We start from the raw sequence: 13,285 nt of genomic DNA, 5'->3' as shown, positions 1-13,285 counted from the left end.
CTATGTATGGATCGTTTGTAAACCAGGTAAATGATAAATCAACTCATAAAATTCTTTTTAGAGAACCGTCTGATCACCTTTCTTCTACTCATCTGTTTGGTGGGCTGGGGATTGGTAACTGCTCCTTTCAATTGGCAAACCGGCTTGCCAAAAGATCCGGTGCCTGTCGATGCCATTCCAGACATTGGTGAAAATCAGCAGATCGTGTTCACCGAATGGCCGGGAAGGTCTCCTCAAGACATTGAAGACCAGATCTCCTACCCGCTGACCACGGCCCTTTTAGGGGTGCCCGGGGTTAAAACAATCAGAAGTTCCTCCATTTTCGGGCTAAACTCAATTTACATCATCTTTGAGGAAGACATCGAATTCTATTGGAGCAGAAGTCGCATATTAGAAAAACTGAATGCCCTGCCCCAAGGCATCCTCCCTGAAAATGTGCAACCTACCCTAGGACCGGATGCCACCGCCTTAGGTCAAATTTTTTGGTATACCCTAGAAGGAAGGGACGAGAATGGAAGTCCTGCTGGCGGTTGGGATCCTCAAGAATTACGCTCCATTCAAGATTATACGGTCAAGTATGCCTTGGCATCGGCTGAGGGAGTTGCAGAAGTGGCTTCCATCGGGGGATTCGTTAAAGAGTATCAAGTGGACATTGACCCTTCGACAATGGAGGGTTATGATCTAAGCATTGCAGATATTGCCCGTGCAGTTCGAGAAACCAATTTGGATGTTGGGGCGAAAACCATTGAAATCAACAAGGCGGAGTACCTCGTCAGGGGCTTGGGTTACGTCAAATCACTCGAAGACTTAGAAAATGCCGTTGTCAGAACAACGAACAATACCCCCATTTTGCTAAAACAAGTTGCAAAAGTATCAATTGGACCGGCAGCAAGACGAGGCGCCCTAGACAAGGCCGGATCGGAAGCCGTAGGTGGTGTTGTGGTTGCTCGATACGGTGAGAACCCACTCGCGGTAATTGAGGCAGTAAAAGGAAAGATAGAAAACATTCAAACAGGTCTTCCAAGAAAAACACTAGCCGATGGAAGGGTTTCTCAACTCACTATTGTGCCATTCTACGATCGCACCCAATTGATCAACGAGACCATTGGTACCCTGGAGGAGGCCCTTAGCCTGGAAGTGATCATCACGATAGTCGTCGTATTGGTCATGCTTCTAAACATCAGAGCTTCCTTGATCATTTCGTCCATTCTGCCTGTGGCCGTCTTGGCCTGCTTTATAGCCATGCGCTATTTCGGAGTAGATGCAAATATTGTTGCCCTTTCAGGAATAGCCATTGCCATTGGCACGATGGTCGATATGGGTATAGTGCTCACAGAAAATATCTCTCGACATGTAAAGGAGAAAACAGGTCCGCTTCAGCAGATCATTCTTCATGCCACACAAGAAGTCGCACCGGCGATCATTACCGCTGTACTCACCACCATCGTGAGTTTTATTCCTGTCTTTGCCTTGGAAGCAGCAGAAGGTAAACTATTCAGGCCTTTGGCCTTCACCAAAACTTTCGCTCTAGTTGCCGCTATTTTTATCGCACTTTTCATCCTACCAACCCTAGCTTACTGGTTCTTTGGTTTTAAAACGAAGCGTGCCTGGGGCAAAATAGCCATCAACTCGGGTGTCATACTCTTTGGAGCTTGGATCGCATGGCAGGGCTACACGCTTGCTGCAACATTGCTCATCGCCTTGGGCCTTATCGCATTCATCAGGGAATACGTGAGTTCATTGGCGGGACCCTTAAAACATGCTGGACTCATCATCACCCTAATGGGTGCGGCCTTTTTACTTTCAGAAAAATGGTTGCCACTTGGTACCTCCGGAAGTAGTTTACTTAACTTTTTATTCGTTGCTTCTATCCTAGGAATAGTCCTAGGTGCTTTCAACATTTTCATCGCTTATTATCCAAAACTCCTCTCCTGGTGCCTTAACAACAGAATCAAATTTTTACTTCTGCCTGTCTTTCTGGTATTATTTGGGTCGACCATCTGGCTAGGCTTCGACTCTGTCTTGGGCTTTTTGCCAAGTCCACTTAAGAAATCACGACTTTATGCGCAGCTATCAGATCATTTACCAGGAATAGGGCAAGAATTTATGCCTGCTCTTGATGAAGGAGCTTTTTTACTGATGCCAACCTCCATGCCTCATGCTGGTATTCAACAAAATAGAGAAGTGCTGAGCCTGCTCGACATGGGCGTGGCTTCCATTCCGGAAGTGGAACTGGTAGTCGGTAAGCTGGGGCGTGTGGAAAGCGCATTAGACCCTGCACCGATCTCGATGTATGAAAACATCATCAATTACAAAAGTGAATACAAAACTGATCCTCAAGGGCGCCGAATGAAGTTTGAATACGAGGACGGGGACTATGTAAGGGACGATAAGGGGGAACTGATACCCGACAAAAATGGCCGCTATTTTAGGCAATGGCGAGATGAGATCACGTCACCGGATGACATCTGGCAGGAGATTGTCAACAACACGAAGCTTCCCGGAGTGACCTCTGCACCCAAGCTCCAACCGATAGAAACACGGCTAGTCATGCTCCAAACAGGAATGCGAGCACCTATGGGCATTAAGGTCAAAGGCCCTGATTTGGAGTCTATCGAATCCTTTGGTTTACAACTGGAGGAGTTCTTAAAAGAAATACCCGCGGTGAAGCAGGAGGCTGTTTTCGCCGAGCGCATTGTCGGCAAACCGTACCTCATCATAGACTTGAACAGGCAACAGCTCGCGCGCTATGGACTACGCATCGAACAAGTACAAGAATACATTCAAGTAGCGATTGGAGGCATGGTACTAAGCACTACGGTGGAAGGAAGAGAACGGTATAACATCAGGGTCCGCTATCCTCGCGAACTACGCGATGACCCGGAATCGCTTCAAGAGATTCTGATCCCAACAAGTACAGGTGAAGGAATTCCATTGGCCAACATTGCCGATATTCGCTTTGAACGCGGCCCTCAACTGATCAAAAGTGAAGACACGTTCTTAGTCGGCTATGTCATTTTTGATAAGGCAAAAGGCTATGCTGAAACGGACGTGATCGAGACCATACAGCAAGAACTGGATGAGCGAATTAAAAACGGAACCCTGCAAGTCCCAACCGGTATCTCGTTTGAGTTTGCCGGCAATTACCAAAACCAACTTCGTGCGGAAGGTCGTTTGGCTTTGCTCATTCCAATCGTACTCTTCATCATCTTCGTTATTCTTTACCTACAATTCAGGTCGATTTCGATCAGCTTAATGATCTTTTCTGGCATTGCAGTGGCATTTTCCGGAGGATTTATCATGCTCTGGTTATATGGACAACAAGGATTTCTAGCCATTGACCTCTTCGGATATAACATGAGAGATCTTCTTCAAGTAGAACAAATCAACCTGAGCGTCGCAGTATGGGTTGGTTTTATTGCGCTTTTTGGTATTGCTACTGACGACGGTGTGTTAATGGCCACCTACTTGGACCAATCATTTAAGCAGAAGGCCAAAAACAAGACAGAAATTATGGCAAAGATCATCGAAGGAGGAACAAAACGGGTCCGTCCATGTCTGATGACCACAGCAACGACACTTTTAGCACTGTTACCCATTTTAACATCCACGGGCCGTGGTGCCGATGTCATGATACCCATGGCCATCCCATCCTTCGGTGGTATGTCAATCGCCTTGATCACACTGTTTGTGGTGCCGGTATTGTACGCCTATTATCAAGAATTTCAACTCAAAATATCTTCGAAAGGGGACGAAAAATGAAAAGAAAAGTCATTCTAATCATCCATTTTCTCTGTTTACTTCTCTATGCGAAGGGGCAAAGCCTAGACAGCCTGCTGATTGAAGCGGCACAGCATAATCCAGCGCTCAAGGCGCAATATGAGCAGTATTTAGCTGCATTGGAGCGGGTTGACCAAAAAGAGGCACTTCCTGATCCTACCCTCAGTTTTGGTTATTTCATTTCGCCAGTAGAGACGCGTGTTGGACCACAACAATTCAAAATCTCTATTGCCCAGATGTTTCCGTGGATGGGTACCTCCAAGCAAAAAGGAAAAGTAGCAACTGCAGAAGCGAAGGTGTTCTTCGAGCAATTCATGCAAGAAAGAAATCGGCTCTTTTTACAGATTAAAAACACCCACGCCGACCTTTACCTTGTTCAAAAAGAGCTTGCTTTCAAACAAGAAGAAATCGAGGTATTGGAAAGCTTTGAGCCTACGGTCAGGTCCAAGTACGAATCTAACCTGGTTTCTTTGACAGACCTGATCAGAGTGCAACTTTCCATTGAAGATGCGAACACCCAGCTAGCAGTCCTTCGGTCAACAAAAAAAGGCTTAGTGAGCCAATTGAATACCCTCATTAACCAACCAAAGACCATGTCCATTGAATCAGTGGAATTACCAAGGCTCCAGGACTACACCCCTATTGCCATCGATACATTGCTCATGGACAATCCTTCAATTTTAATGAAGCAAGCCAGGATCACTGCTTCTGAAGAGCTGGTCAAATTAAGTAGTATTCGGAACAGACCAAGTATTGGCGTAGGACTAGATTATGCCTTTGTAGGAAAAAGAAACGACATCAATCCAACAGACAATGGGCGCGATATTCTTATGCCCATGATCTCATTAAGCTTACCAATTTTTGGGAAGAAAAATGAGGCATTGATCAAAGAGGCCAATCACATCAAGGCTAGTGCCACATACGAACTAGAAGCGGAGCTCAATCGGCTCGAAAACGAATGGACGCAGGCTGAATTTCAATTGGAACAAGCCGAACTCTTGAAAGCGCAATATGAACGAGAGATAGAACAGAAAGAATTGATGCTCAATATTCTCATTGGAGAATACACCAATAGAAGTACGAATTTCGAAGATGTGCTGTCCACAGAAAAACAGTTGATCATGTTGAAGTTTGCGCTAGAAAAAGTGAAAATCACGCAATACAAGGCCTTGATAAAGAAAGAATTTATTGCAGGTGATCAACTCCTAAACCTTATTAGTTATGAAAATGAATAAGTCTTATATACTCACCATCGCAGTTACCTTATTGGTCGGCATGAGTGTCGGGGCATTCTTCTTTGGAGGAACGTCTACTATTGAAAGCCAGGGACTTGAAACCCATGACCATACAGGCGAAAACAGCAGTTGGACTTGCTCAATGCATCCACAAGTTCGTCAGAGTGAGCCGGGAGACTGTCCTTTTTGCGGTATGGCGCTGATTCCTGTGGAAGAAAATAGGAGTTCAAATCCGAATGCGCTTGTCGTCACAGAAGAGTCGATGGCACTTGCCAATATACAAACCACCCGTGTAGGCTTGAACCCAAAAGCTTCGAGCATCCGCTTAAACGGGAAGTTAAAATATGATGGCCGAAGTGTTCATTCACAGACCACCCATTTTGGAGGAAGAATAGAAAAGCTATTTAAAAACTTTGAAGGCGAACAAGTAAAGAAGGGGGAAGTCATCGCGCATATCTACTCTCCCGAATTAGTTGCGGCTCAAGAAGAATTACTCGAGGCAAAAAAGGTCGCCAAGAATAACCCACTCCTACTGGCATCCGCTAGGAAAAAACTCAGGTCATGGAAATTAACAGACCAACAGATAGACCGGATCATACAAAAAGATGAAGTGCTTCGAGAATTCCCTCTTTTGGCTCAATATGATGGTGTGGTTTCACAGAAGTTCGTGAATAACGGCGACCACCTGATGGAAGGTGATCCGCTACTTGAGATCAGCAACAACAAACAACTATGGGCTGTTTTTGAAGTCTATGAGAAGGATATCGCTCAGTTGAATTTGAACGATGTCATTGAATTTCAAACGCAAAGCACAACTTCTAGCTACACAGGACGCATTTCTTTTATCTCACCACGCGTAGAGCCAAGTTCGCGGGTCATCGAAGTTCGCGCTGACGTAGGCAATACTGACGGTAGCTTAAAAGTGGACATGTTTATTGATGGCGAAATAAAAAAGAAAGCGGAATCAAAGGAGGTATTGACCATTCCACGCTCAGCTGTTTTGTGGACGGGCAAGCGATCTATTGTCTATGTGAAGCAACCTGACGCGTTCATCTTTGAATTGAGAACAATTGAACAGGGTTCAACCATCGGTGAAGATTATGAGGTTGTTTCTGGGCTCGAGCCTGGAGAAGAAGTGGTGACAAATGGTACATTCACCTTAGACGCCGAAGCCCAATTGCAGGGGAAAATGAGCATGATGCAAACAGTCAATGCGACACCTGTCAAAGGGGTTTCGTTTACAGAAGTGAACCTTGTCGCTCCGCTAGCCATGGGCAAACAAACGCCCTCTGCTTTCCAAGAACAACTCATGACCTTCACCTTGGCCTACATAAAACTAAAAGATGCCATGGTCAATGGCTTAACCAACCCTATCGCAAAAGAGGCGCAACAAGTCACAACCAAGTTGAATGCGATTGACGGCAGCCTTTTGGAAGGAAATGCGCTTACGCACTGGTCGTCACTGCAAAAAACAATGCAATCCAGTTTGATCAACATTGAATCGGCGAAGACTAGTGAAAACCAGCGATTAGAATTTATCAATTTGAGCAAGGTGCTCATCAATGCCATAAAATCATTTGGTACCGAGAGCGAACAGCCGATTTACATCCAGCATTGCCCGATGGCAAATAATGACCAAGGAGCAGATTGGATAAGCTTGACAGAAAACATCATAAACCCGTATTTTGGCGATTTAATGCTAACCTGCGGTTACACGGAAGAAACCATAACTAATGATTAACATGAAAAATACCCTTTATCTATTGACCCTTTTACTATGCTTATCGGCATGTAAGGAAAAGAAAAGTTCGAGCGACCCGGTACTCTCTTATTATCTGGCCGTAAAAGATGCCTTGGTAGCCACCGATGGCACCAAAGCCCAGGCACTGGCCAAAGACTTTTTGCAACAAGTCGATAATGAAGAACTGGCTCCTTACGTCCGTCAGATGTCATCGAGTTCGGATGTCAGGATACAAAGAGAAGCTTTTCTGGAATTATCGAAATTAATGCTGACCATGGTTGAAGAGAAGGGAAGCAATATTACGCTCTATAAGCAATATTGCCCCATGGCTTTTCAATCAAGGGGTGCCTATTGGCTCAGTGCAGAGAAACAGGTCATGAATCCCTATTTTGGAAATCTGATGCTCACCTGTGGTAGCGTTGAAGAAACCATAGCTGCGCAATGAAAAAGGAATTCCTTTTTTGCGCCTTGGTCATGAGCTGCATTTTTTCATGCGATTCAAGAAAAGAAGAAGTTGAAATCAATTTTCTCACAACACCAGCTGAGAAAAATAGTCAGTTGCCCAACCTTTTCACCAGTGAGGCGGGTGATATCTACCTCTCCTGGGTTGAAACGACTGAGGAAGAAAGTCAATTGTACTACAGTCAATTGATCGGACAGGAATGGTCGAAAGCCACTCAAATCAGCAAGGGCGACAATTGGTTTGTGAATTGGGCGGATTTCCCATCCATGATAGTTGGCGAGAATAGTATGGCGGCGCACTGGTTACAAAAAAGTGCCCAAGGCACTTATGACTATGACATCAAGATCTCCACTTCAGTGCAAGGGGAAGGCTGGTCTCCCGCCTTTACGCCTCATCAAGATGGAATTCAAGCCGAGCACGGTTTTGTAAGTATGCTCCCGATGAAAGATGATCATATTTTTGCCACTTGGCTAGATGGACGAAATACCAAAACAGCTCAGCATGAAGGCTCAGAAATGCAGCATTCAGGAGCCATGACGTTAAGGGCAGGCATATTTGATCCTAAAGGTCAAACCATCTCTGCATGGGAATTGGATGACATGACCTGTGATTGCTGCCAGACATCAGCTGTCATGTCAGATGAAGGACCTATCGTTGTGTATCGAGATCGATCGACGCAAGAGATCAGAGATATTTTTCTGACCAAATACAATGGGAACGAATGGTCAAAGCCTATTCCAGTCGCCAATGATTTCTGGGAAATAGCCGGATGCCCGGTGAACGGACCTGATCTGGCCATTTCCGAAGAAAAACTAGCCGTTGTCTGGTACACTGCCTCCGGAAATACGCCTAAGGTGCAGTTGGCAATCAGTGAGGACTTGGGCAATTCTTTCCTTCCTCCAAAGACCTTGTCTGAAGGCAATACCCTGGGCAGAGTAGGTATAAGTCCGTACCCCAATGGGCGCTTCGTGGTTACCTGGATGGAGAGGACAGCCAGCCATGCGAACATCTTCATCGCAATCATCAATGAAGATGGGACAATTCAAGAAAGAGTAAAACTAGCCGAAACGAGTATGGAAAGAGCCAGCGGGTTTCCTCAGGTCACTACTCAGGACAGTAGGATTATAGTAGCCTGGACGGAGTACGAAAAACAACCAAGAGTACAGACCGCAAGCTTCTCATTTTAGTCTCCTCGCTAACGGAATGAAGCATTTTTGATTAAAATATTTCTGCTTTAAATATGACTATCTCCATGTATTCAAAATAATTTTCAGATTTGTCTTTGCGCTTTAAATAAATCCATATTTCTTAGTATAAGAAAGAACTAAAAAACGATTGCATTCGTTTTAAAGATAATCTGGAGGTTCCAATCCTCTGGTATTGTGTGTGTTTATTGGCCTCCTCGTTCATCGGGGAGGTTTTTTTATGCCCTATCTTTTAAGCACCATTTCAGTACCATGTATAAATGGAACTATTTAATACATTAGGTGTTGATTTTAATTATGAAGAAGACCATATCATTACTCCTCACCCTTTCGATTTTAGCTTGCACAACCAATCCATCAGTACCAACTGCTCAGAGCGTAGTTGATAGTGCAATCTCATTTCACGGTATGGAAAAACTCTATGATGCAGACTTCAGTCTCACCTTCCGTGATATGGAATATACATACAGTCTTCATGATGGTATGTATGAATATACTCGAACACAAACAGACAGTACGGATGCCACAATTGTTGACGTCTTGAATAATAATGGTCTTGAAAGATCCATTGATGGACAAATTGTGGAATTATCGGAAGAGCGGAATGGTGCATTTAGCCGATCAGTGAATTCAGTGATCTATTTTTTCAGATTGCCATTTGGTTTGAATGATGATGCCGTCCGGAAAACCTACAATGGAGAGGTAGAGATCAAAGGCAGGAAATTTCATGAAGTAAGAGTGACTTTTGCTCAAGAAGGTGGTGGTGATCACTTTGAAGATGTATTCCTTTATTGGTTTGATGCTGAGGATTACAGTATGGATTATATGGCATATCTCTATTATACTGATGGCGGGGGATTAAGGATGAGAGAAGCCATCAATCCAAGAAGAGTAAGTGGAATGCTCATCCAAGATTATATCAATTTAAAACCTGCAGATGATCAAGTAACTATTAAAAGCATAAGAGAAGCCTTTAATAAAGGTGAATTAGTTGAGCTGTCGAGAATTATTAACGAAGACGTTAAGATCGAATGATGAGCAAAGTTAAGATCGCAGTAGTCCAGTCTGCACCTGCATATCTAGACATCGAAGCATCAATGGTGAAGCTTCATGGGCTTCTGAAAGAAGCAGCTGACCAAGAAGCTGACCTTGTTTGCTTCGGAGAAACTTGGTTCACAGGTTATCCTGCTTGGATAGATTACTGTAATGAATATGCCAAATGGGATTATAAACCTACAAAAGAGGTTTTTGCAAGAACCTATCAAAACAGTCTGGACATTCAAGGAAATGAAGTAAAGCAGATCAGTGAATGGATCAAAGCCTTTGGCCTTACGGTCGTTATGGGGATCAATGAAAAGGTTTCATTAGGCCCTGGTAATGGCACTATTTACAATAGCCTGATCACATGGAATAAGGCTGGTGAGATCATAAATCATCATCGAAAATTGATGCCAACTCATACAGAGCGTCTGCTTTATGGACAGGGTGATGGAATGGGACTCCAAGCTGTCGACACAGACTTTGGTAGAGTTGGAGGCTTGATCTGCTGGGAACACTGGATGCCTTTAACCCGGCAGGCCATGCACAATTCCGGAGAGCACATTCATGTAGCCGTATGGCCTAAGGTACATGAAATGTTGCAGATCGCGACTCGGTCCTATGCCTTTGAAGGTCGTTGTTATGCTGTGGGCGTTGGCCAGATCATGCGTATCAGTGATATCCCGAAGGAGTTTGAGGTTCCTTCTGACCTAAAGGATAAACCTAACCATATGCTACTGAATGGTGGTAGCTGCGTGGTTGGACCTGATGGCCAATATGTGCTGGAACCCATCTGGGATCAAGAAGGTGTATTCGTTGTGGAAGTGGATATACAGCGTTGCTATGAGGAGCGCATGGCATTAGATGTTACAGGTCATTATCAGCGCAACGATGTTTTTGACCTCAAGGTCAATCAAAAGAGAGGCTAATTACAACCTCTTCTTTCGTCAATTTTCTCACGGTAGTCATTCTCGTTAATTGTGAAATCGGTACCAGAGGTATTGGTAGAAAAGCCTGCTAGCTTAAAAGTATAGGTACCATTCATATCATCAACCAATTTGATCTGTGAAATGGACTTACCGTCAGTTTCAATAAAGGCCTCCACATAAATGGTCTCTCCCGTAGATTCAAGCTGAAATGTGTTTCCCTGCTTTCCTACAAGTTTGTGGTCCTTCCCATAAAAGGTCAAAAATTGGGTAAAATCCAGCATAGCTTCTTCATTTTGACCCGCGCAGAAATATAGGATCTGCGAATGATCTTCTTCTTTGGTACCAATGTATTCCGTTTTGCCATCACTTACCCAAAGTTTTTCATTCTCGTAATTAAGTCGATACTTGTCTCCTTGAACCACTAGCTGACCTTCTTGTGTATTGGAAAAGCCCATTGCCGCATTGTCAAAAGTATAGGTAATGTCTACTTTGTAATTATCAAGACTGCTGAGTTTGTTGTAGAGTTAGTCTAGGATTGCTTTATCAGATTGTGCATTGAGTTGAAAGATCACAAAAGTCAATGCCAGAAAAAGTATATTCTTCATGTCGTAAAAATCAGTTGGCTGATACAATAGTATTTATTTTTTCGCAATAATTGGTTCCTCGCCCTTGTTGGTGTCATCACCAAAAAGAATTAACTACACTTCGGCTGTTGGTGACAACACCAACAGCGGCATTTCCAAATGAAGTTAGGGAACCAAATTTGAATTTTTATGGCTTTCCTTTATATTGAAAGACCTTACACCCAAATAACAAGCTCATGGAACTAACGAAAGAACAACTCGAAAAAGAGATCAATACGCTTGAATCCCAGCTAACCGGTGACATGTTTACCGATATGGACATTAAAGACCAGATCCACAACCTGAAAATGAAATTGAATGGCGTTAAACCCATGGATTCTTCATTTGACTGCGTGGGATGCGGTAGCTAATTATGAAATTAAAAAAACCATTTTCAACCTTAACTACTGAGCTCTTCGGAGCTCTTTTTTTATGCTTGCTCTTTGGCTGTAGTCCAAAAGAAAATGACCAGGCTAAAATCCCGACAAATCGACCTTTTCTCATGATTCTCGGTGTAGCTCAAGACGCAGGTTACCCTCAAGCTGGTCAGAGCCAAGAATGGAAGCAACTCAAGTCAGGAGAAAGAACACTAGGTTTGGCTACCTCTTTAGGGATTATTGACCCCGTCTCCAATCAGCGCTGGCTATTTGAGGCCACCCCTCATTTCAACCGTCAGCTCAACCTGATGGATGAAATTTCTAAGACAACTCATTACCCGTACGATGGCATTTTCCTTACCCATGCGCACATCGGTCATTACACCGGCTTGATGCACCTTGGTAGAGAAGTCATGGGTGCTCAAAATATACCTGTTTATGCCATGCCAGGCATGCGCTACTTTCTGACTAACAATGGCCCTTGGAGTCAGCTAGTAAGTCTAAAGAATATCGACCTCAAGCCATTGGCAAACAAAGCACCGGCACAACTCAATGAAAGGATCTCAGTGATGCCCATTCAAGTGCCACATAGAGATGAATTCTCCGAGACCGTTGGTTTTGTCATTCATGTCCTTGATAAAAAGCTCTTATTTATCCCTGACATTGACAAATGGGAAAAATGGAATGAGTCCATTCTAGACTGGATCAAAAAGGTAGACATTGCTTTACTCGATGCCACCTTCTATTCAAATGGAGAAATACCCGGTAGAGACATGAGCGAAATTCCTCACCCTTTTGTTGAGGAGAGCATGACGTTATTTGCCAATTTATCTCCAGAGGACAAGGCCAAGGTGCATTTCATTCATTTCAACCATACCAATCCACTACTCATGAGTGAATCGGCTGAGACTAGATTGGTCCAAGAAGCAGGATTCAAAGTGGCCAAACAAGGACAGATCCTAGAATTCTAGGCATAAAAAAACCCTGTAGTATAAAACTACAGGGTCATAATATATCGAAACAGTTAAGTGTTAACCGATCGCTACTCTTTTGAAAGCAGAAACAGTCATACCTTTGTTGACAGAGTCAACGTATTCTGCTACTGTTTGCTTTGGTTCCTTTACAAACGACTGACTCAATAAGGTGTTCTCCTTAAAGAACTTCTGCAATTTACCTTGCGCGATCTTCTCCAAGATAGCCTCAGGCTTACCTTCTTGACGTGCTTGCTCTTTTCCAATTTCGATCTCTTTCTCAATCGTAACCGCATCAACGCCGTCTTTATCCAAGGCAACAGGGTTCATAGCAGCTACTTGCATACCGACATCTTTACCTGCGTCAGCATAGTCTCCACCGTTGGTTCCAGCCAAGGCAACCAATACGCCCAACTTGCCATTAGAGTGAATATAAGTAGCGACCTGTTCACCAGTTAGGTGCTCATAAACGGTAACTTCTAATTTCTCACCGATCTTGCCCAACAACTCAGTTACTTTGTCCTGAACGGTTAGTTCACCAAGACTTAGCGCTTTCAAGGCCTCTAGGTCAGCTGCATTATTGGCCATCGCCGCATCAGCAATCTCATTGCCCAAGGCTTGGAAGTCATCATTCTTTGCAACAAAGTCAGTTTCACAAGTAAAGGCAACCATAATGCCCTTAGTACCATCTTCGCTTATTCTAGCGAAAACGCTACCCTCTGTGGTTTCTCTATCTGCTCTCTTTTCAGAGAGTTTTTGACCTTTCTTACGAAGAATTTCGATGGCTTTATCAAAGTCACCATCTGCTTCTACCAATGCCTTTTTGCAATCCATCATGCCGGCACCAGTCATCTGTCTTAGTTTGTTTACTTCTTGTGCAGTAATCGCCATTTTATTAAGATTTTATCTTGTTCAGATTGGGT

Annotated in this window: 11 protein-coding genes; 9 read left to right on the top strand and 2 right to left on the bottom strand. The window is 43.8% G+C overall.

The window, feature by feature from the left end:
- Positions 1 to 30: 30 nt before the first annotated feature.
- The 7 genes from AC2D6U_RS14410 (at position 31) to AC2D6U_RS14380 (ending at position 10,391) form a co-directional block, all read left to right on the top strand.
- Positions 31 to 3,762, top strand: coding sequence for an efflux RND transporter permease subunit (locus tag AC2D6U_RS14410; RefSeq protein WP_484721691.1), 3,732 nt, complete (start codon positions 31 to 33; stop codon positions 3,760 to 3,762).
- On the top strand, positions 3,759 to 5,015 hold the full coding sequence (locus AC2D6U_RS14405) for a TolC family protein (protein ID WP_484721690.1): 1,257 nt from the start codon (positions 3,759 to 3,761) through the stop codon (positions 5,013 to 5,015). The genes AC2D6U_RS14410 and AC2D6U_RS14405 overlap by 4 nt, the downstream gene beginning before the upstream one ends.
- Entirely contained in the window at positions 5,008 to 6,756 is a 1,749-nt protein-coding gene (locus AC2D6U_RS14400; RefSeq protein ID WP_484721689.1) for an efflux RND transporter periplasmic adaptor subunit, read from the top strand. The genes AC2D6U_RS14405 and AC2D6U_RS14400 overlap by 8 nt, the downstream gene beginning before the upstream one ends.
- Before the next feature lies 1 nt (position 6,757).
- Positions 6,758 to 7,201, top strand: coding sequence for a DUF3347 domain-containing protein (locus AC2D6U_RS14395; protein WP_484721688.1), 444 nt, complete (start codon positions 6,758 to 6,760; stop codon positions 7,199 to 7,201).
- Positions 7,198 to 8,406 carry a sialidase family protein gene (locus AC2D6U_RS14390; RefSeq protein WP_484721687.1) on the top strand — a complete coding sequence of 403 codons (1,209 nt, stop codon included), beginning with the start codon at positions 7,198 to 7,200 and terminating at the stop codon, positions 8,404 to 8,406. Before AC2D6U_RS14395 ends, AC2D6U_RS14390 begins: the two co-directional genes overlap by 4 nt.
- Before the next feature lie 315 nt (positions 8,407 to 8,721).
- Positions 8,722 to 9,459: a DUF6503 family protein gene (locus tag AC2D6U_RS14385; protein ID WP_484721686.1), complete on the top strand. Its 738-nt coding sequence runs from the start codon at positions 8,722 to 8,724 to the stop codon at positions 9,457 to 9,459.
- A complete protein-coding gene (locus AC2D6U_RS14380; RefSeq protein ID WP_484721685.1) occupies positions 9,456 to 10,391 on the top strand; it encodes a carbon-nitrogen hydrolase family protein in 936 nt (311 codons plus the stop codon). The genes AC2D6U_RS14385 and AC2D6U_RS14380 overlap by 4 nt, the downstream gene beginning before the upstream one ends.
- Here the strand turns inward: AC2D6U_RS14380 and AC2D6U_RS14375 are convergent.
- Positions 10,388 to 10,846: a hypothetical protein gene (locus tag AC2D6U_RS14375; protein ID WP_484721684.1), complete on the bottom strand. Its 459-nt coding sequence runs from the start codon at positions 10,844 to 10,846 to the stop codon at positions 10,388 to 10,390. The genes AC2D6U_RS14380 and AC2D6U_RS14375 overlap by 4 nt on opposite strands.
- Positions 10,847 to 11,211: 365 nt before the next feature.
- Between AC2D6U_RS14375 and AC2D6U_RS14370 the strand changes: the two genes are divergently transcribed.
- Positions 11,212 to 11,385 carry a hypothetical protein gene (locus tag AC2D6U_RS14370; RefSeq protein WP_484721683.1) on the top strand — a complete coding sequence of 58 codons (174 nt, stop codon included), beginning with the start codon at positions 11,212 to 11,214 and terminating at the stop codon, positions 11,383 to 11,385.
- Between the two features lie 2 nt (positions 11,386 to 11,387).
- Entirely contained in the window at positions 11,388 to 12,362 is a 975-nt protein-coding gene (locus AC2D6U_RS14365) for an MBL fold metallo-hydrolase (RefSeq protein ID WP_484721682.1), read from the top strand.
- A 60-nt stretch (positions 12,363 to 12,422) separates the two neighbouring features.
- Here AC2D6U_RS14365 and tsf read toward each other — a convergent pair whose 3' ends face one another.
- Positions 12,423 to 13,253, bottom strand: coding sequence for a translation elongation factor Ts (tsf, locus tag AC2D6U_RS14360; RefSeq protein WP_484721681.1), 831 nt, complete (start codon positions 13,251 to 13,253; stop codon positions 12,423 to 12,425).
- Positions 13,254 to 13,285 lie beyond the last annotated feature (32 nt).

The organism is Roseivirga sp. YIW32, from assembly GCF_057219245.1.
This window is presented reverse-complemented; position numbering and strand designations above follow the sequence as displayed.